Genomic DNA, 19,249 nt, shown 5'->3' with positions numbered 1-19,249 from the left:
ACAAAGGAGCCAACCTTGAGCAAGCCATTACGAATTGTCTTTGCTGGTACTCCCGATTTCGCCGCCCGTCACTTGGCGGCGTTATTGTCTTCAGAGCATGAAGTCATCGCGGTGTACACCCAACCCGACCGCCCTGCTGGACGCGGTAAAAAGCTCACAGCAAGCCCGGTCAAAACCATTGCGCTAGAGCACGACATTCCGGTTTACCAACCGGAGAATTTTAAGTCCGAAGAAGCCAAGCAGCAGCTGGTTGAGCTTGATGCCGATATCATGGTCGTGGTCGCCTACGGTCTATTGCTACCACAAGCGGTATTGGATACGCCTAAATTGGGCTGTATCAATGTGCACGGCTCTATCCTACCTCGCTGGCGTGGCGCCGCGCCAATCCAGCGCTCTATCTGGGCAGGCGATAAAGAGACGGGCGTAACCATCATGCAGATGGACATTGGCCTAGATACCGGTGATATGCTGAAGATTGCCACTCTGCCGATTGAGCCAACAGATACCAGTGCGAGCATGTACGAAAAGCTGGCTGAGCTTGGTCCTGAGGCGTTGGTTGACTGCCTGGCTGAGATCGCCAACGGCAGCGCAATCGCTGAAAAGCAAGACGATACCCTAGCCAACTACGCTAAGAAGCTGAGCAAAGAAGAGGCGCGCATCGACTGGAGCCAAGATGCTGAGCATATTGAGCGCTGCGTACGTGCGTTTAACCCATGGCCGATGAGCCACTTTAGCGCAGCAGACAATAGCATCAAGGTATGGCAGAGCCGAGTTGCCGACCAGACGTCGGACAAGCCAGCGGGAACTATCCTGCAAGCGGATAAAACCGGCATCTATGTCGCTACGGGTAATGGTGTTTTGGTGCTTGAACAGCTACAGGTGCCGGGTAAAAAAGCCATGTCGGTACAAGATATCCTTAACTCTCGTGCCAGTTGGTTCGAAGTGGGCTCACAGCTTATCTAGCCCAAACGACCCTATAGGGTCAGAGTACATTTTGAGGGCAGAGATGCCCTCCCTTAGCATAAGGTATTCACTATGAATGTTCGTGCGGCAGCCGCCAACGTCCTATTTAACGTGGTCGACAAAGGCCACTCTCTCTCTTCCGCACTCCCTGCGGCCCAACAAACCATCAAGCCACGCGATCACGCCCTGCTACAGGAAATCTGCTATGGCGCTCTGCGCTATTTACCGCGCCTTGAGTCGATCGCAGGTGAGCTGATGGATAAGCCGCTTAAGGGCAAACAGCGCGTCTTCCATCACCTGATTTTGGTCGGTATTTACCAGCTGAGCTTTATGCGCATCCCAGCTCATGCGGCCGTCGGTGAAACCGTTGAGGCAACCAAAACACTCAAGGGCCCTCGCCTGCGTGGGTTAATCAATGCGGTGCTGCGCAACTACCAGCGCAACCAAGAGCAACTCGATGCCCAGGCGGTTAGCCATAACGCGGGTAAGTATGGCCATCCAGGCTGGCTACTTAAGCTGCTGCAAGAGAGCTACCCACAGCAGTGGGAGAGCATCATCGAGGCCAACAACAGTAAGGCGCCGATGTGGCTGCGCGTAAACCACCAGCACCACAGCCGTGATGAGTACCTTGAGCTGCTCAAAAATGAAAACATTGATAGCAGCGTGCACAGCCAAGCTGAGGATGCCATAAAATTGGCCTCACCTTGTGACGTGTATAAATTGCCTGGGTTTGAGAAAGGCTGGGTCTCAGTGCAAGATGCGGCGGCGCAATTGTCCGTTGACTACCTCAAGCCGCAAGATGGTGAGCTGATCTTAGATTGCTGCGCAGCGCCCGGTGGCAAAACCGCGCATATCCTAGAGCGTACTCAGGATGCTCAAGTGGTAGCGATTGACTGTGATGATCAACGCCTTAAGCGTGTGCACGATAACCTCAAACGCCTGAATCTAAAGGCTGAGGTGATTTGTGGTGACGCACGAGAGCCAAACGAGTGGTGGCAAGGCGAACAGTTTGATCGCATCCTACTCGATGCCCCATGTTCAGCACTGGGCGTCATCCGTCGTCACCCAGACATTAAGTGGCTGCGTCGTGGCGATGATATTGCGGCACTGGCTGCACTCCAGAGTGAAATTCTCGACGCAATGTGGCAACAATTGAAACCGGGTGGCACACTGGTCTACGCAACATGCTCAATCACACCGCAAGAAAATGTTGAGCAGGTCAAAGCCTTCTTGGCTCGCACCGACAATGTCGACCTGATCGATAGTGACCCAGCCGAGCCGGGTCGACAAATCCTCCCAGGCGAGGAAGATATGGATGGCTTCTACTACGCCGTGTTGAAAAAACACGTCTAGTCAGTAAACACACAAGGATGACAAGCCACCCGTTATGGGTGGCTGCATTTTAAGAGAGCAAAAAATGAAGATCATTATTCTTGGTGCAGGCCAGGTGGGTGGCACGCTGGCTGAGAATCTGGTGGGTGAAAACAACGATATCACCATCGTCGATAAAGACAGTGACCGTCTGCGCGAGCTTCAGGACAAGTACGACCTGCGTGTGGTTAACGGTCATGCAAGTCACCCCGATGTGCTGCGTGAAGCCGGCGCGCAAGATGCGGATATGCTGGTTGCGGTCACCAATACCGATGAAACCAATATGGCGGCTTGTCAGGTTGCGTTTACTCTATTTAACACCCCAAACCGTATTGCTCGGATACGCTCTCGTGAGTACCTCAACGAAAAAGAGGCGCTGTTTCAATCGGGCGCGGTTCCTGTTGATCACCTAATCGCCCCAGAAGAACTCGTCACCAGCTACATCGAGCGCTTGATCCAATACCCTGGCGCACTTCAGGTGGTGAGCTTTGCTGAAGAAAAGGTCAGCATTGTGGCGGTGAAAGCCTATTATGGCGGCCCACTAGTGGGTAATGCCCTCTCTGCCCTGCGCGAGCATATGCCACACATCGACACTCGAGTTGCCGCCATCTTCCGTCAGGGGCGTCCCATTCGCCCACAAGGCACCACCATCATCGAGGCCGATGATGAGGTGTTCTTTGTTGCCGCCAGTAACCATATCCGTTCGGTGATGAGTGAACTGCAGCGGCTTGAAAAACCGTATCGTCGCCTGATGATCGTTGGGGGTGGTAACATCGGTGCAGCACTCGCCAAGCGCTTGGAGCAGAGCTACAGCGTGAAACTGATTGAGCGCAACTACCAACGCGCCGAGCGCCTATCTGAGGATCTCGAGAACACCATCGTTTTCTGTGGTGATGCTGCGGACCAAGAGCTACTCAACGAAGAAAATATCGATCAGGTCGATGTGTTTATCGCCCTGACCAATGAAGATGAAACCAATATCATGTCGGCGATGCTGGCCAAGCGGATGGGTGCGAAAAAGGCCATGGTCTTGATCCAGCGCGGTGCATACGTCGACCTTGTACAAGGCGGTGTGATTGATGTGGCGATATCGCCCCAGCAGGCGACTATTTCAGAGCTGCTGACCCACGTCCGCCGCGCTGATATCGTCAACGTCTCCTCGCTACGGCGTGGCGCGGCTGAGGCCATTGAAGCGATTGCCCACGGGGATGAGACCACCTCGAAAGTCGTGGGTCGCGCGATAGGTGATATTCGCTTACCGCCAGGCACCACTATCGGCGCTATTGTGCGTGGTGAAGAGGTGCTGATCGCGCACGACCGCACCGTTATCGAACAAGACGATCACGTGGTGATGTTCTTGGTTGATAAGAAATATGTGCCCGATGTTGAGGCGCTGTTCCAACCCAGCCCATTCTTCCTCTAGAAGGCAAAGCTATGGTCAATGTCCGTCCGGTACTGTTTGTTATAGGGCTCGTGTTATCCAAACTCGCCCTGTTTATGTACCTACCGACGCTCTTGGCCTTTTTTGCCCGTAGCGAATCCGGCACCAGTGGCTTTCTTGAGTTTGGTCAGTCGGTACTGATCACCCACTTAGTCGCACTGGTGTGCCTAACTGTTGGCAGAACGCGCCCTTTTCGACTCGGGGTGCGCGATATGTTTTTGATCACAAGCCTGGTGTGGACCATCGCCAGCGCCTTTGCAGCACTGCCATTTGTCTTAATCAACCATATCAGCTTTACCGATGCCTATTTTGAGACCATGTCAGGGATCACCACCACCGGCTCAACGGTGCTGAGTGGTCTCGATGAGATGGCACCAAGCATCTTGCTGTGGCGCTCAACGCTGCAATGGCTCGGCGGGATCGGCTTTATTGTCATGGCCGTCGCCATCCTGCCGATGCTCAACGTGGGTGGGATGCGCTTATTCCAAACCGAGTCGTCCGATTGGTCGGATAAGAGCAGCCCAAAGGCCAAGACCGTCGCGAAGAACATTGTTGCGGTGTATGTACTTCTCACCCTTGCCTGCTTGGTGGCTTACACCCTTACCGGGATGAGCGTCCTCGACGCGACCAATCATGCGTTTACCACCCTATCTACCGGTGGCTACTCCACCTCAGACAGTTCTATGAATCGCTTCTCACACAGTGCACACTGGGTCGCGACGCTATTTATGTTCCTAGGGGGGCTGCCCTTCTTACTTTTTGTGATGGCACTGAAGAAGAAGCAGCTCTCACTACTGACGCGTGATGAGCAAGTCAGAGGATTTAGCTACCTGTTTCTGCTGACGAGCGCGATCATCAGTGCTTGGTTAGTGATTCGTGATGGCTATACGATTGCTGACGCCGTGCGGGTGGCGATGTTTAATATCGTCTCTGTGGTCACCACAACCGGCTTTGGGCTAGAGGACTTCACCGCCTGGGGCGCACTACCGACGACCCTGTTTGCCTTTCTGATGATGGCCGGTGCCTGCTCTGGCTCAACGTCTGGAGGGATCAAGATCTTTCGCTTTCAAATCGCACGCACCCTGCTGACCAAACAGATGATGAAGCTTATCCACCCATCCGGCGTGTTTGTGCAGCGCTACAACCAGCGCCCGGTCAACGACGATATTGTGCGTTCGATAGTCGCCTTTGGCCTGATGTTCTTTATCACTGTCATCGTGATAGCAGGCATGCTCAGTGCCATGGGACTTGACCCAGTCACCAGCATCTCAGGCGCAATCACGTCCGTGGCGAATGTTGGGCCAGGCATGGGCAGCGTGATTGGTCCGACGGGCAATTTTGCGCCGCTACCCGATGGCGCCAAATGGATACTAAGCTTAGGAATGCTCTTGGGGCGCCTTGAGATAATTACCTTGATGGTGTTGTTCTTCCCCGCGTTTTGGCGCCGCTAATCCCCTTAAAACACCAGCCCCCTAAACCGGCACGACAAACCAATAGATGGCAAGAAAGTGGCAAGCACAGCCCGCCAAGACAAAACCGTGCCAAATCGCATGATTAAACGGAATACGCTTGGCCACATAGAAGATCACCCCCAGTGAGTAGGTGATGCCACCCGCAGCAAGCAGAGAAAGGCCGGCGACATCCAGGCGCAGTGCCAGTTGATAGATCACCACCAATGACAGCCAACCCATCGCCAGATACGTCATTAGAGATAGGCGTTTAAAGCGATAGATAAAGGCGACCTTCAAGATAATCCCCACCAAGGCAATCAGCCATATCACCGCCATTAACCCTATCGCCAGTGGAGTGCGTAGGCTTACCAGCATAAATGGGGTGTAACTACCGGCAATCAGCAAATAGATTGCACAATGATCGAAGGTCTTAAGCAGGCGCTTAGCGCGTGGTGAAGGAATAGCATGATAAAGGGTTGAGGCAAGAAACAGTAAAATGACGCTTGCCCCATAGATGGCCATGCTGGCGATAGTCATACCATCAGCTTGCTGCGCGAGGGCTTTATCCAGGAGCAATACCAAACCCACAATCCCCAGCACAATGCCAAGCCCATGGGTTAACGCATTGAGTAACTCCTCACGCGCAGTGTATTGTTGTTTGTTTTGCATCATCTGACCACCGAGTGTCTATCATCTCTGTGGTCAGTATCGCAGATTAAGCGTACAAGTGTAAGCTTAAATTAGCAGTGCGCCTCTAGATACTCGATCACTTGCTGACCAGCTTGCTCTGAGGTCAGTTGACTCGAGAGCACCATATGTCGCTGAAGCTTACCGCCGCCGAGCAGACTCGCCATCATGCCTTGCACGCCGGTTTTATTGCGATCCACCTCAAGCCACAGCTCGAGCTCATCATGGCTGCGGTGAGCCACTATTTCTAACTCACGCCAGCGGCCATGATAAGGACCGGTAGTCGGGACAAACTCAAACTCTTGAACGAATGGCAGCGAAAATCCTTTGGTCTCTTCACACTCCACTTGGCGTATTCTCATGCCCTGTGCTTCTAGGGCTGCAAACACGCCTTCGGTCAGTGGATCGGGTCGAACGGTTAAGATGTCTTTGTCAGTAGGATCAATCGCGTGCGAGATATCTAGCCCTGTTTCCAGCCACACCTTGGAATCACCAACCGTGATCGGGGTGTTCCATGGCACATCAATGCTGACATCAAATTCGCGCGTCTCGCCTGGGTGAATAGTAAATGCATAGGGCAACTGCCAATGACCCAAGACATAAGGTCGCTTGACGCGGTGAGTGCGCAACGGATCACCGCCTTCACCGGTACGCTGGATTGGCTCCTCGACCATGTACTGACAACACAAATTGACATCGATATTGTCAATCTCCTGCTCGCTGCGCCCCCCATAAACATAGATTTTCAGCGCCACAGGTTGCCCCGGATACAAAACATTTTGCTGCAATATCGTATCGACCTTGGCAGATCCAATACCAAAACTTGCTAAGGTTCTCTTGAGAAAAGACATTGCTACCTCCTTGAGCCTAAATTGCCACAACCACTGTATGCGCTTGCCACTGTTTCATTTATACACCATTTCCCTGTCAACGAAACTAAGCAATGGACACATTTCCGCACCGTGTTTGATTAATTATCGATCGTTTATTGCAGCAGTGTTACTATTAAAAAGACACCTGTGTGTCATTAACCCTTACTGGTGGATTGGATAGGCGTGAGCCATAGAGCAAACTTTGCCCATTCGCGCAAGGCAGTACTCAAGATCAGTAAGGCCATTACTTCGGCAATGGATATGCCTGACAGTTAGGTAAACGAATGCGCCCAACTACCGTCAGGTCTTCGCACTCATATCGCAGTGCGGCTCGCCGCCGTAGCGGATTTACTTCTGCTCCAGTGGCAAAAAAAACGGCTCCATCAATGAGCTTAGTCGAGCAACAAGCGCGCCTAGCGCCAACCTCAGCTAAACAAGTGAAAGCCGCATAACGAAAAGCGCAGCGTGGTCTGCGCTTTTTTATTCTTTGAAAGCAGAGGCGAGAGACGAGATCACTTCGTTTCGAGAGGCGAGAACATCGAGTTTCGAGGTGCGGGTTACACTTCGTTCCGAGGTTCGAGGAGCCCCCAACGCGTGTTGAGCCACTCGCACCTCGGAAGGCTTTAGCCCGAAACCCGAACCTCGCACCTTCTATGCCCAAGGGCAGAGGCGAAAACACCGAGGTTCGAGGCGCGAGTTACACTTCGTTCCGAGGTTCGAGGAGCCCCCAACGCGTATTAAGCCACTCGCACCTCGGAGGGCTTTAGCCCGAAACCCGAACCTCGCACCTTCTATGCCCAAGGGCAGAGGCGAGAACACCGAGTTTCGAGGCGCGAGTTACACTTCGTTCCGAGGTTCGAGGAGCTACCAACGCGTATTGAGCCACTCGCACCTCGGAGGGCTTTAGCCCGAAACCCGAACCTCGCCCCTTAAGCTCTTGAGCTTATCCGTCAATATCTGGTACTTTAAACAGATAACTACTCATATAATGAAAGTACAGCGGAGAAAGTGATGCAGTGTCATCGTATTGAAGAGCTCATCGAGCTAATGCAGCCAGAATGGCTAAAAGACCAAGAACTCAACCTAATGCAATTTATTGCCAAGCTTGCCCAAGAGGCCGGCTATGATGGCAAACTAGAAGATCTGACCGATGATGTGCTGATCTATCACCTCAAGATGCGCAACAGCGGCAAAGACGAGATGATCCCAGGCCTGAAAAAAGACCAAGAAGATGATTTCAAAACCGCTATCCTAAAAGCGCGCGGCGTCATCGAATAACCCACCCAAGGCGACCCAATCGGTCGCCTTTTCATTTTTCTACACCGAATGGCAGAGGCGAGAACACCGAGTTTCGAGGCGCGAGTTACACTTCGTTCCGAGGTTCGAGGAGCTCCCAACGCGCGTTGAGCCACTCGCACCTCGGAGGGCTTTAGCCTGAACCCCGAACCCCGCCCCTGCTATGCCCAAGGGCAGAGGCGAGAACTTCCACATTGCACTTCACTCCTCGCACCTCGTAGGGCAAAGCCCGTCCCCGCACCTCGCCCCTTATTGCGTGGTTAATAAAAAGTTATAAAAGTGATACCACTAGCTACATTTTGCCAATGGGCGCGGTATAATCGCTGCTTACCGTCATATCCAACCGAGACGACTCGTCGTAAGGAAGCCCCATGAGTCAGGATAAGATCAAGATAAAAGACGTGACGTCGCCAAGCCGCAAAGGCAACCGAGACCGATTCAATCCCAGTAATCGCATTTATGTGCGAGAGAGCAAGGGTCAGTTCCAGCGATTAAGGCGCTATGGTGCGTGGTTCTTACTGGTACTCTTTGCCGCTATTCCCTGGATCCCTTACGGTGAGCGTCAGGCTATCCTGCTCGATATCGCTCACCAGCAGTTCCACTTTTTCGGCACGACCCTCTACCCACAAGATCTGTTGTTGTTGGCTCTATTATTTATGCTCGCCGCGTTTGGTTTGTTTTTTATTACCACCTTTCTTGGCCGAGTCTGGTGCGGATATCTGTGCCCGCAAACCGTGTGGACCTTCATGTATATCTGGTTTGAAGAAAAACTCGAGGGCAACGTCAACAAGCGGCGTAAGCAAGATAGCAATCCCCTAACACGCAACCTGCTGATAAGAAAAACACTCAAACACGGCGCATGGTTGGTGATTGCCCTGCTCACTGGACTGACTTTTGTCGGCTACTTTGTCCCTATTCGCCAGTTAGTCATCGAGTTTTTCACCGCTAACGCTGCCTTTTGGCCCACCTTCTGGGTGATATTTTTTACCTTGTGCACTTATGGTAATGCCGGGTGGATGCGCTCCATCGTCTGCCTGCACATGTGCCCTTATGCACGCTTCCAGTCTGCGATGTTCGACAAGGATACCTTTATCGTTGGCTATGATACGCAACGCGGCGAAACCCGCGGGCCTCGCTCGCGCAAAGCCGATCCAAATCAGTTGGGTCTTGGGGATTGTATCGACTGCGACTTATGCGTGCAGGTGTGCCCAACCGGCATCGATATTCGTGACGGCCTGCAATACGAATGCATCAACTGCGGGGCCTGCATCGACGCCTGTGACCGCACCATGGAGCGAATGAATTACCCCAAAGGCTTGATCAGCTACACCACCGAACATCGCCTTGAGGGGAACCAAACCAAGGTGCTGCGGCCGAAACTGATTGGCTATGGAGTGGTGTTGTTGGTTATGACGGGGTTGTTCTTTACTCAGATAGCGCGCGTGGAGCCCGCTGGACTGAGTGTGTTACGCGATCGAACCCAACTGTATCGAATCAATAATGCTGGGGAGGTTGAGAACACCTATACCCTTAAGATAATTAATAAAACGCAGCAGCCACAGACATATCAACTGGATGTTTCTGGTCTGCAAGGTGTCACCTGGTACGGACGTCAATCCGTTGAGGTTGCTCCGGGTGAGGTGCTCAGTGTGCCGATGACCCTCGGTGTTGACCCTGACACATTATCCTCTGCGGTCTCGAAGATTCAGTTTATACTAACCGACAGTGGCAGCTTTACCGTCCAAGTAGAGAGTCGTTTTATCAACCAACTCTAGTTGCAACCTTGAGGAAAAGGGCTCAGCAATGCGCCTTTTCTATTCTTACTATGTCTGAACAATCATTTAACTTTGATGCCCTTACGCCAGATTTTATGTGGTACGCACTGGAAAGTGCCGGCATTCGCGCCGAATCTGGGCTACTGGCGCTCAATAGCTACGAGAACCGCGTCTATCAGTTTACCGACGAGGAGCGCCAGCGCTACGTGGTGAAGTTCTATCGCCCCCAGCGTTGGAGCCGAGCACAAATTGAAGAAGAGCATCAATTCACTCATGAACTCGTCGAGTCGGAAATCCCTGTCGCGGCACCATTAAAACTGAACGGCCAGACCCTCCACGAGTATCAGGGCTATCTCTTCGCCGTCTTCCCAAGTGTCGGCGGGCGTCAATTTGAGGTGGATAACTTTGACCAACTAGAGGGTGTGGGGCGTTATTTAGGTCGTATTCACAAGGTCGGCAGTCGTACCCAGTTTCGCCACCGCCCAACACTAGGGCTTGATGAATACCTCAACCAACCACGTGAACTACTGCAAAACAGCAGCTTCATTCCATCCCATCTAGAGAACGCTTTCTTCAATGATCTTGATATCTTAATCAAATCGGTCAGCGAGCAGTGGCATACTATCGAGCCGCAGATCCGCCTGCATGGCGACTGCCACCCAGGCAATATTCTCTGGCGCGATGGGCCGATGTTTGTTGATCTCGATGACTGCCGAAATGGTCCCGCAGTGCAGGACTTGTGGATGTTGCTAAACGGTGAGCGAGCGGATAAGTTAGTGCAACTGGATACAATTCTGGAAGCCTATCAGGAATTTAACGATTTTAATCAAGCGGAGCTGAAACTAATTGAGCCATTGCGCGGTCTACGAATGGTGCATTATATGGCTTGGCTTGCAAAGCGATGGCACGACCCGGCATTCCCGCTTGCCTTCCCATGGTTCAATGAGCCAAAGTATTGGGAAAACCAAGTATTAGCCTTTAAAGAGCAACTCGCGGCATTAGACGAAACCCCATTGTCTCTGATGCCTCAGTGGTAAAAATGGAGAAAATAATGAAAAAACTAATGGCACTGTTTGCCACAATTTTAGTCAGCATCTCGGCAAACGCCGCTAATTTCAAGGAAGGAACCCACTACACGGTGTTAGAACTTGAGAAATCATCGAAGCCAGTCGTCAACGAGTTCTTCTCATTCTACTGCCCACACTGTTATCAGTTTGAGCCGGTGGTCACTCAGCTAAAATCTGAGCTTCCTGAGGGAGTCAAACTGAACAAGAACCACGTGTCGTTTATGGGCGGTCCAATGGGCCCGTCAATGAGCAAGGCTTACGCTACCATGCTAGCGCTTAAGGTGGAAAAACAGATGGCACCGGTGATGTTCAACCGCATCCATAACCTCAACCAGCCACCACGTGACGATGACGAGCTGCGTCAGATCTTCGTTGACGAGGGTATTGATGGCAAAAAGTTCGACGCCACCTTTAATGGTTTTGCGGTTGATTCAATGACGCGTCGCTTTGATAAGCAATTTAGAGACAGCGGCCTACGCGGCGTGCCAGCAGTGATCGTCAGCAACATCTACATGGTCGAATCAGGCAGCGTATCATCGATTGATGAGTACATTGAGCTAGTCAACTACCTAGTGACTAAGTAATCAAAGAAATAAAAAAAGAGGGGGAGCATTGGCTCCCCCTCTTTTTTATTGTTTGTGCTCAGCTTGGTGGATCTCTGCAAGCAACTTATCCTTGCGCGCCCAACGCTGTGATAGCCAATGATGGAACTGGCGCTTGTATGGCTTATCATTGAAGTAATCCCCCGTCACCTGCTCATCAAGGGGCAACACATCAACCCGCACGACAATCTTGCGCATCTTACCCATCAGCATCTCTTTAAAGGGTTGGTTAGGGTTTTTGGGGTAGGCGATCGTCACATCGATAATATTATCAAACTGCTCCCCCATCGCCGCTAGCGTGTAGGCAATACCACCTGACTTTGGTGCCAGCAGGTACTGATAGTCTCCACGGCTAGAGCGCTGCTTCTCCTGGGTAAAGCGCGTCCCCTCAACATAGTTAACCACTGTGGTCGGTGTGTGCTGGAACTTGGCACACGAGCGGCGCGTAGTGGCTAAATCTTCACCGCGTTTTTCTGGATGACGCAGCAGATAGTCGCGCGAATAACGACGCATAAATGGCATGTCCAACGCCCAGCACGCCATACCAATGAAGGGTACATAGAGGAGTTGTTGCTTGAGGAAAAATTTGGGCATCGGGATCTGATCTTTAAATACGCAACACAGCACCACGATATCAGTCCAGCTCAGATGATTACTGATCATCAGATACCAACCATCCTTATGCAATCCTTCAACGCTCTCGACATCCCACTCAACTCGATTCGATAACGAGAGGATAGCCGCATTGACGCTCGCCCATAGCCACATCACACGATTCGCCAGCGCCGTCCCCTTTGCCTTTAATGACGCCGTTGGTAGCAGCAGCTTAAAGATGGCGATAATACAGATCAGCACCGAACAAACTGCACTGTTGATCACCACTAGAGTGATATTGAGGACCAGAAGTAGGTGGGCAAGCATGAGAAAAACGACCTTCGACAAAGACGGATGAAATAAATGCCGCTCAATTATACAAATCCGTCACTTGGATGTAAGCCTCTGTTTTAATGGTCTGATATCTTGCGCTTGAATTAAGTTGTTTGCTCAATCAACTGTTTCAGTAGCCTGTCCATGGCGCGATAACCCAGTGCTTCAGCCAAGTGAGGGCGAGTAATCTCGGCCTCGCCTGCAAGGTCAGCGATGGTTCGTGCTACTTTTATAATCCGATGATAGGCGCGAATAGACAAACCAAGGCGATGCAGCGCCGCCTCTAAAAACTGTGCATCCGCTCGCGCAAGGGGGCAGTGATGCTCAATCTCACGCGAACCAAGCAAAGCGTTAATTTTACCACCGCGTCGATACATCGATTGGCGAGCCTCACTCACCCGTTCTCTAACCACCTCGGTCGCCTCACCTCGCTCCCCACCCTCTGCCAACATGCCTTTAGGCAGCGAGGGGATCTCAAGCGACATATCAAATCGGTCGAGCAAGGGGCCCGAGAGCCGATTCAAATAACGCAGGATCACCTGTGGGTTGGCCCTCGCTTGATTGCCCTCATAGTAGCCCGTCGGGCTTGGATTCAGTGCACCAATCAGTTGAAAACGCGCCGGGAAACGTGTTTTCCCCTGTGCACGCGAGATAACGATCTCACCTGACTCAAGTGGCTCACGCAGCGAGTCCAGAACTTTACGCTCAAACTCGGGCATTTCATCGAGGAACAAAAGTCCATTGTGCGCCAGCGAAATCTCACCAGGACGAGGAATACTCCCTCCCCCCACAAGCGCCGCCATCGAGCTTGAGTGATGAGGTGCGCGAAATGGCCGTTTGCGCCAGTTGTACTGATTGATTTCTTGCTGTGTCAGTGAGGCAATCGAGGCCGTCGCCATCGCCTCTTGAACACTCATGTCAGGCAACAGATCGCACAGCCGGGAGGCCAGCATGGTCTTGCCTGTGCCCGGAGGACCGAGAAAAAGCAGGTTGTGACCACCCGCTGCTGCGATCTCTAGCGCTCTTTTTCCCTGCTGCTGACCTATGATATCGCGTAAGTCTCGAGAATGGCTTTCGCATGGCTTGGCATTGGCGGTTTGATGTAATCCTAGGCTCTGCTGTCCGCAAAGCTCAGCACAGACCTCAATCAGGCTTTGTGCTGAGTAGTGTTGATGCTTATCGACCAAGGCCGCTTGATCGCCATTAAAATGCGGCACAATCAAGCTACGTTTAAGCTGCCTTGCGGCCAGTGCGGCAGGCAGCACCCCTTTGATCGCGCGTAACTCGCCTGACAGCGCTAGCTCACCGAGAAACTCCCGCTCCGCTAATAGACTCATCGGGATCTGCTCGGATGCGGCCAAAATTCCTAGTGCGATCGGCAGGTCAAACCGACCGCCCTCTTTGGGCAGATCGGCGGGTGCCAAGTTGACCGTGATACGTTTGGCTGGAAAGGTAAAGTTGGAGTTAATGATCGCGCTGCGCACCCGATCTTTGGCCTCCTTGACGGTGGTTTCGGCTAACCCCACCAGAGAAAATCCTGGCATCCCATTGCTGATGTGCACCTCAACGGTCACCAATGGCGCCTCAACTCCCACACTGGCTCGGCTGTAAATAATGGCTAAACTCATTACAAATCCCCAAGTAATTAGATTTTTTATCTACAAATCGGATATGTTTAAAATGATTACTCTGTTATATAGCATGTGGAGTTGGTTAATGAATGTGAAAAAAGAATGAGGTTTTGCTTGTCATTTAACAGTTTTGTATGTTACCACTAGGTACAGACGTAAAATCTTAAGCAAAATTAAGTAATGAAAACTATCTTCGCCGTTAACACTCTGCTAGCCCTGATTATCGTGGTCATTATGGATACCGCGCGGGGTCGAGTGGACGAGAGATAGCCACAGATTAAAAAAAACCCCCGCACTGAAAAGTCCGGGGGTTTTTTACACTATGAAGACGTAAAAACTCAATTATTTGAGTGACATGGAACAATGGGAGCGCACATGATGTGCATGCAAGAAGCTCATCGCAATGAAGCGATAAACGGAGGATCACAATGACTGGAGCAGAGTTAGTTGTATCCGCATTAAAACAGCAAGGTATCAAGACTGTGTTTGGTTACCCAGGTGGAGCCATCATGCCAATCTACGATGCCTTGTATGATGGTGGTGTTGAACACATCTTGTGTCGCCACGAGCAAGGCGCTGCAATGGCGGCCATCGGCATGGCACGAGCCAGCCAAGATGTCGCTGTGTGCATGGCCACCTCAGGTCCTGGTGCGACCAACCTGGTCACCGGCCTTGCTGATGCGTTTTTGGACTCAATCCCGATGGTCGCGATCACAGGGCAAGTCGCCAGCTCACACATCGGTACTGACGCCTTCCAAGAGATGGATGTGATCGGCATGTCGCTCGCTTGTACCAAGCACAGCTATCTAGTGACCGACATTGAAGACCTTGCGCCAACACTTTCAGAGGCGTTCGAGGTAGCCAAAACCGGCAGACCAGGTCCTGTAATTGTTGATATCGCAAAAGATGTGCAACTTGCCGAAGCACCTATCGAAATCCTCCCAGAGTTCGAACACCTTCCGTTCCCTGTTCCAGCACCAGAAACCTACCGCCTGGCCAACGCCCTGATTCGCGAAGCCAAGCGCCCAGTACTGTACGTTGGCGGTGGTGTGCAGCTTGCGCACGCAACCGACACGGTGCGTCAGTTCCTTGAGCAAAACCCGATGCCATCGGTGAGTACCCTCAAAGGGCTTGGCACCATCGAGCGCCACGACCCTCACTATCTGGGCATGCTGGGTATGCACGGCACCAAAGCTGCCAACCTGGTGGTGCAAGAGTGTGACCTACTAATTGTCGTCGGCGCGCGCTTTGATGACCGCGTGACTGGCAAGCTCGACACCTTTGCGCCCAACGCGCACGTGATCCACATCGATATCGATGCAGCAGAAATCAATAAGCTACGCCATGCCCATGCGGCGCTGCGTGGTGATATCCGCGAGATCTTGCCTCAGTTACACCTTGAGCACGACATTGCCCCATGGCTGCATCACACCGAAAGTCTGCGCAGCGGCTTCAAATGGCGCTATGACCACCCTGGTGAGCCGATCTACGCGCCGCTATTACTAAAGCAATTGTCCGATATGATGCCAGATACCTCGATGGTCTCGACCGATGTCGGTCAGCACCAAATGTGGGCTGCGCAGCACATTCAGCCGCGTGAGCCACAAAACTTCATCACCTCAGCAGGGCTTGGCACCATGGGCTTTGGTCTGCCTGCGGCGATGGGCGCGGCGGTTGCAAGGCCAGATGATCAGTCGATCCTTATCTCAGGTGATGGCTCGTTTATGATGAACGTACAAGAGCTTGGCACGCTAAAGCGTCGCCAAATTCCAGTCAAGATGGTGCTGATCAACAACCAGCGCCTAGGCATGGTTCGTCAGTGGCAATCGCTTTTCTTTGATGGTCGCCACAGCGAAACCATCCTTGATGACAACCCAGATTTTGTCATGCTAGCGAAGGCCTTCGATATTCCGGGTAAAACCATCACCTGCAAACAAGAGGTAGAGCCGGCGCTCAAAGAGATGCTAGAGAGCAAGACCCCTTACCTGCTGCATGTGTTGATTGACGAAGAAGAGAATGTGTGGCCCTTGGTTCCACCGGGCGCATCAAATAGCGATATGTTGGAGAACACCTAATGGAAAGATATTTATTAGATATTAAGGCAGACGACAAACCGGTACTGCTTGAGCGTGTTCTTCGCATCGTGCGCCACCGTGGCTTTGTGGTTAAGCAGGTTGCGGGTACCCAGAACCACGATAGTAAGATTGCAAGTGTTGAGATTATCGTCGATAGCGATCGACCAATCTCATTTCTAACCAACCAAATTGAAAAACTGTGGGATGTCATCAGCGTCGACGTTATCAAAATCAATAATAACGAACTGCCGAACAACAACCTACAACAACGAGTTAATGCATAAGGAAGGCAACAATGGCGACAAAAACAGCTGATTACATCTGGTTTAATGGCGAAATGGTTCCGTGGGCAGAAGCCAATGTTCACGTTTTGACTCACGCAATGCACTACGGTACCTCGGTCTTTGAGGGTGTGCGCTGCTACAACACACCAAAGGGACCGATTGTCTTCCGCCATCGCGAACACGCACAGCGCCTTAAAGATTCAGCTAAAATCTACCGCTTCCCGATCCCGTATACTATCGAGGAGATCATGGAAGCAACGCGTGAAACCTTGCGCCAAAACAAGCTCGAGAGCGCTTATATCCGTCCACTGGGATTTGTCGGCAATGTAGGTCTAGGGGTGTGTCCACCTGTGGATACCGAGATGGACCTGATCATCGCTGCCTTCCCTTGGGGATCATACCTAGGCGAAGAAGCACTAGAAAAGGGTGTCGATGCGATGATCTCAAGCTGGAACCGCGCCGCGCCAAACACTATCCCAACTGCAGCTAAGGCTGGTGGTAACTACCTGTCATCGCTTCTAGTTGGCGGTGAAGCGCGTCGTCATGGCTACGACGAAGGCATCGCTCTAAGTGTTGATGGCTACCTTTCTGAGGGCGCTGGTGAGAATATCTTTGTGATTAAAGATGGCGTGATCACCACACCACCAGCTACCAGTGCTATCTTGCCAGGCATTACTCGCGACTCAATCATGACCATTGCTCGTGACCGTGGCTATGAGGTGCGCGAGGCTAATATTGCACGTGAAGCTCTATACCTAGCCGATGAAGTATTTATGACCGGTACTGCCGCCGAGGTGGTTCCAGTATCCACCATCGATAAGATTGAAGTCGGTTGCGGCAAACGCGGCCCAATCACCAAAGAGCTGCAAGAGGCCTACTTTGGTCTATTCAACGGCACCACTGAAGACAAGTGGGGCTGGCTTGATTACGTATACCCAGAAGCATAAGAGAGGGATAAGGACATGCCTAAATATAGATCAGCCACCACCACCCACGGCCGCAACATGGCAGGGGCACGAGCACTGTGGCGCGCGACTGGGGTTAAAGATGAAGACTTTGGCAAGCCGATCATTGCCGTGGTCAACTCCTTCACACAATTCGTTCCTGGCCACGTTCACCTAAAAGACCTTGGTCAACTAGTAGCGCAAGAGATTGAAGCCGCTGGCGGCATCGCCAAAGAATTTAACACCATTGCCGTCGATGATGGCATCGCCATGGGTCACGGCGGCATGCTCTACTCGCTGCCTTCGCGTGAACTGATCGCCGACTCGGTCGAGTACATGGTCAATGCCCACTGCGCCGATGCGATGGTGTGTATCTCAAACTGCGACAAGATCACCCCGGGAATGCTAATGGCGTCAATGCGCCTGAATATTCCGGTGATCTTTGTCTCTGGCGGCCCGATGGAAGCGGGCAAGACCAAGCTGTCGGATCAGATCATCAAGCTCGACCTGGTTGATGCCATGATGCAGGGTGCCGACCCAACGGTCTCGGATGAGCAGAGCGAGCAGATTGAGCGCTCAGCGTGTCCGACTTGTGGCTCATGCTCAGGCATGTTCACCGCCAACTCGATGAACTGCCTCACTGAAGCACTGGGCTTATCTCAGCCAGGTAACGGCTCAATGCTAGCAACCCACGCTGATCGTAAAGAGCTGTTTGTTAACGCGGGTAAGCGTATCGTTGAGCTGACTAAGCGCTACTACGAGCAAGGTGATGTGACCGCACTGCCGCGCAATATCGCAACCAAAGAGGCGTTTGAGAACGCGATGGCTCTCGATATCGCCATGGGCGGTTCAACCAATACCGTGCTGCACCTACTTGCGGCGGCGCAAGAGGGTGGCGTTAACTTCGATATGCAGGATATCGACCAGATGTCTCGCCGCGTGCCGAACTTATGTAAGGTCGCGCCCTCAACCCAGAAATACCATATGGAAGATGTCCACCGCGCTGGCGGCGTCGTGGGTATCTTGGGTGAACTGGACCGCGCGGGCCTACTGAACAATCAATCGAAAACCGTGCTCGGCCTGACTTGGGAAGAGCAGCTGGCGCAATACGACATCATGCTGACTCAATCCGAAGAGGTGAAGTCGTTCTACCGCGCAGGTCCTGCTGGCATTCGCACCACTGAAGCCTTCTCGCAAGACTGTCGCTGGGATAGCCTGGATGATGATCGTGAGAACGGCTGTATCCGCACCAAAGAAAACGCCTACAGCCAAGACGGTGGTCTGGCGGTGCTTAAAGGTAATATTGCCCTTGATGGCTGTATCGTCAAAACCGCTGGTGTTGATGAGAGCATTCTCAAGTTTACTGGCCCGGCAGTGGTATTTGAGAGCCAAGAGGATGCGGTGGATGGCATTCTCGGTGGCAAGGTGAAAGCCGGTGATGTGGTGGTGATCCGCTACGAGGGTCCAAAAGGCGGTCCTGGCATGCAAGAGATGCTCTACCCAACCACCTACCTAAAATCGATGGGACTAGGTAAAGAGTGTGCACTGCTGACCGATGGACGCTTCTCTGGCGGTACGTCTGGACTATCAATTGGCCACGCCTCACCTGAGGCAGCAAATGGCGGCACCATTGGTTTGGTGAAAGATGGTGACATTATCGCTATCGATATCCCTAATCGCACCATCTCACTCGAAGTGGCTGAGCAAGAGCTGACTGAGCGCCGAGCAACACAAGATCAGCTTGGCTGGCAACCAGCCGATCGCGAGCGCACGGTATCACTGGCTCTAAAAGCCTACGCAAGCATGGCGACCAGTGCCGATAAAGGTGCCGTGCGAGATCGCTCTAAACTAGAGGGCTAGCCA

The 19,249-nt window shown here is 52.3% G+C and carries 17 protein-coding genes; 13 read left to right on the top strand and 4 right to left on the bottom strand.

What is annotated here, in order from left to right; all coding sequences use genetic code 11:
• The first annotated feature begins 15 nt into the window (after nt 1-15).
• The 4 genes from fmt (at nt 16) to ACSTTG_RS23425 (ending at nt 5,226) form a co-directional block, all read left to right on the top strand.
• A complete protein-coding gene (fmt, locus tag ACSTTG_RS23440) occupies nt 16-963 on the top strand; it encodes a methionyl-tRNA formyltransferase (RefSeq protein WP_438476534.1) in 948 nt (315 codons plus the stop codon).
• Nucleotides 964-1,035: 72 nt separating this feature from the next.
• On the top strand, nt 1,036-2,316 hold the full coding sequence (gene rsmB / locus ACSTTG_RS23435) for a 16S rRNA (cytosine(967)-C(5))-methyltransferase RsmB (protein WP_438476532.1): 1,281 nt from the start codon (nt 1,036-1,038) through the stop codon (nt 2,314-2,316).
• 64 nt (nt 2,317-2,380) lie between these two features.
• Entirely contained in the window at nt 2,381-3,757 is a 1,377-nt protein-coding gene (trkA, locus tag ACSTTG_RS23430; protein WP_438461192.1) for a Trk system potassium transporter TrkA, read from the top strand.
• 11 nt (nt 3,758-3,768) lie between these two features.
• Nucleotides 3,769-5,226: a TrkH family potassium uptake protein gene (locus ACSTTG_RS23425; RefSeq protein WP_438476531.1), complete on the top strand. Its 1,458-nt coding sequence runs from the start codon at nt 3,769-3,771 to the stop codon at nt 5,224-5,226.
• Nucleotides 5,227-5,247: 21 nt separating this feature from the next.
• Here the strand turns inward: ACSTTG_RS23425 and trhA are convergent, their stop codons facing one another.
• A complete protein-coding gene (trhA, locus tag ACSTTG_RS23420) occupies nt 5,248-5,895 on the bottom strand; it encodes a PAQR family membrane homeostasis protein TrhA (RefSeq protein ID WP_438461217.1) in 648 nt (215 codons plus the stop codon).
• A 71-nt stretch (nt 5,896-5,966) separates the two neighbouring features.
• On the bottom strand, nt 5,967-6,764 hold the full coding sequence (locus ACSTTG_RS23415; protein ID WP_438476530.1) for a sporulation protein: 798 nt from the start codon (nt 6,762-6,764) through the stop codon (nt 5,967-5,969).
• Nucleotides 6,765-7,069: 305 nt separating this feature from the next.
• Between ACSTTG_RS23415 and ACSTTG_RS23410 the strand changes: the two genes are divergently transcribed.
• From ACSTTG_RS23410 to ACSTTG_RS23390, 5 genes are all read left to right on the top strand, one after another.
• Nucleotides 7,070-7,237 (top strand): hypothetical protein, encoded by a 168-nt coding sequence (locus ACSTTG_RS23410; protein WP_438461195.1) that lies wholly within the window; start codon nt 7,070-7,072, stop codon nt 7,235-7,237.
• Nucleotides 7,238-7,796: 559 nt separating this feature from the next.
• Nucleotides 7,797-8,063 carry a YihD family protein gene (locus tag ACSTTG_RS23405; protein WP_438476528.1) on the top strand — a complete coding sequence of 89 codons (267 nt, stop codon included), beginning with the start codon at nt 7,797-7,799 and terminating at the stop codon, nt 8,061-8,063.
• A gap of 389 nt (nt 8,064-8,452) precedes the next feature.
• The gene (ccoG, locus tag ACSTTG_RS23400; protein WP_438476526.1) at nt 8,453-9,856 is read left to right on the top strand and encodes a cytochrome c oxidase accessory protein CcoG; all 1,404 of its coding nucleotides are present in this window, start codon (nt 8,453-8,455) and stop codon (nt 9,854-9,856) included.
• A gap of 50 nt (nt 9,857-9,906) precedes the next feature.
• Nucleotides 9,907-10,893, top strand: a complete 987-nt coding sequence (locus tag ACSTTG_RS23395; protein WP_438461198.1) for a serine/threonine protein kinase — start codon at nt 9,907-9,909, stop codon at nt 10,891-10,893.
• 14 nt (nt 10,894-10,907) lie between these two features.
• Complete coding sequence (locus ACSTTG_RS23390) at nt 10,908-11,507, top strand: thiol:disulfide interchange protein DsbA/DsbL (RefSeq protein WP_438461199.1); 600 nt, start codon at nt 10,908-10,910, stop codon at nt 11,505-11,507.
• Nucleotides 11,508-11,552: 45 nt separating this feature from the next.
• On the opposite strand, the gene yihG is transcribed toward ACSTTG_RS23390, so the two are convergent.
• Nucleotides 11,553-12,446: a 1-acylglycerol-3-phosphate O-acyltransferase, YihG family gene (gene yihG / locus ACSTTG_RS23385; RefSeq protein WP_438476524.1), complete on the bottom strand. Its 894-nt coding sequence runs from the start codon at nt 12,444-12,446 to the stop codon at nt 11,553-11,555.
• Nucleotides 12,447-12,556: 110 nt separating this feature from the next.
• Nucleotides 12,557-14,080, bottom strand: a complete 1,524-nt coding sequence (locus ACSTTG_RS23380) for a YifB family Mg chelatase-like AAA ATPase (RefSeq protein ID WP_438476523.1) — start codon at nt 14,078-14,080, stop codon at nt 12,557-12,559.
• A gap of 431 nt (nt 14,081-14,511) precedes the next feature.
• Here ACSTTG_RS23380 and ilvG point away from each other — a divergent pair, with 431 nt between their 5' ends.
• Genes ilvG through ilvD form a run of 4 tightly spaced genes read left to right on the top strand, consistent with a single transcriptional unit; the run spans nt 14,512 to nt 19,246 of the window.
• Nucleotides 14,512-16,158: an acetolactate synthase 2 catalytic subunit gene (gene ilvG, locus ACSTTG_RS23375; RefSeq protein WP_438461202.1), complete on the top strand. Its 1,647-nt coding sequence runs from the start codon at nt 14,512-14,514 to the stop codon at nt 16,156-16,158.
• Nucleotides 16,158-16,442, top strand: a complete 285-nt coding sequence (gene ilvM, locus ACSTTG_RS23370) for an acetolactate synthase 2 small subunit (protein WP_438461203.1) — start codon at nt 16,158-16,160, stop codon at nt 16,440-16,442. Before ilvG ends, ilvM begins: the two co-directional genes overlap by 1 nt.
• Before the next feature lie 11 nt (nt 16,443-16,453).
• On the top strand, nt 16,454-17,389 hold the full coding sequence (ilvE, locus tag ACSTTG_RS23365) for a branched-chain-amino-acid transaminase (RefSeq protein ID WP_438461204.1): 936 nt from the start codon (nt 16,454-16,456) through the stop codon (nt 17,387-17,389).
• 15 nt (nt 17,390-17,404) lie between these two features.
• Nucleotides 17,405-19,246: a dihydroxy-acid dehydratase gene (ilvD, locus tag ACSTTG_RS23360; protein WP_438476522.1), complete on the top strand. Its 1,842-nt coding sequence runs from the start codon at nt 17,405-17,407 to the stop codon at nt 19,244-19,246.
• Nucleotides 19,247-19,249 lie beyond the last annotated feature (3 nt).

The sequence above is a fragment of the Vibrio glycogenivorans genome, assembly GCF_051660965.1.
Lineage (GTDB): Bacteria > Pseudomonadota > Gammaproteobacteria > Enterobacterales > Vibrionaceae > Vibrio.
This window is presented reverse-complemented; position numbering and strand designations above follow the sequence as displayed.

Bases quoted from the DNA above. Each gene is read 5' to 3' on its own strand.
- rsmB (WP_438476532.1), top strand. From the start codon at position 1,036: ATGAATGTTCGTGCGGCAGCCGCCAACGTCCTATTTAACGTGGTCGAC.
- trkA (WP_438461192.1), top strand. From the start codon at position 2,381: ATGAAGATCATTATTCTTGGTGCAGGCCAGGTGGGTGGCACGCTGGCT.
- ACSTTG_RS23425 (WP_438476531.1), top strand. From the start codon at position 3,769: ATGGTCAATGTCCGTCCGGTACTGTTTGTTATAGGGCTCGTGTTATCC.
- trhA (WP_438461217.1), bottom strand. From the start codon at position 5,895: ATGCAAAACAAACAACAATACACTGCGCGTGAGGAGTTACTCAATGCG.
- ACSTTG_RS23415 (WP_438476530.1), bottom strand. From the start codon at position 6,764: ATGTCTTTTCTCAAGAGAACCTTAGCAAGTTTTGGTATTGGATCTGCC.
- ACSTTG_RS23410 (WP_438461195.1), top strand. From the start codon at position 7,070: ATGCGCCCAACTACCGTCAGGTCTTCGCACTCATATCGCAGTGCGGCT.
- ACSTTG_RS23405 (WP_438476528.1), top strand. From the start codon at position 7,797: ATGCAGTGTCATCGTATTGAAGAGCTCATCGAGCTAATGCAGCCAGAA.
- ccoG (WP_438476526.1), top strand. From the start codon at position 8,453: ATGAGTCAGGATAAGATCAAGATAAAAGACGTGACGTCGCCAAGCCGC.
- ACSTTG_RS23395 (WP_438461198.1), top strand. From the start codon at position 9,907: ATGTCTGAACAATCATTTAACTTTGATGCCCTTACGCCAGATTTTATG.
- ACSTTG_RS23390 (WP_438461199.1), top strand. From the start codon at position 10,908: ATGAAAAAACTAATGGCACTGTTTGCCACAATTTTAGTCAGCATCTCG.
- yihG (WP_438476524.1), bottom strand. From the start codon at position 12,446: ATGCTTGCCCACCTACTTCTGGTCCTCAATATCACTCTAGTGGTGATC.
- ACSTTG_RS23380 (WP_438476523.1), bottom strand. From the start codon at position 14,080: ATGAGTTTAGCCATTATTTACAGCCGAGCCAGTGTGGGAGTTGAGGCG.
- ilvG (WP_438461202.1), top strand. From the start codon at position 14,512: ATGACTGGAGCAGAGTTAGTTGTATCCGCATTAAAACAGCAAGGTATC.
- ilvM (WP_438461203.1), top strand. From the start codon at position 16,158: ATGGAAAGATATTTATTAGATATTAAGGCAGACGACAAACCGGTACTG.
- ilvE (WP_438461204.1), top strand. From the start codon at position 16,454: ATGGCGACAAAAACAGCTGATTACATCTGGTTTAATGGCGAAATGGTT.
- ilvD (WP_438476522.1), top strand. From the start codon at position 17,405: ATGCCTAAATATAGATCAGCCACCACCACCCACGGCCGCAACATGGCA.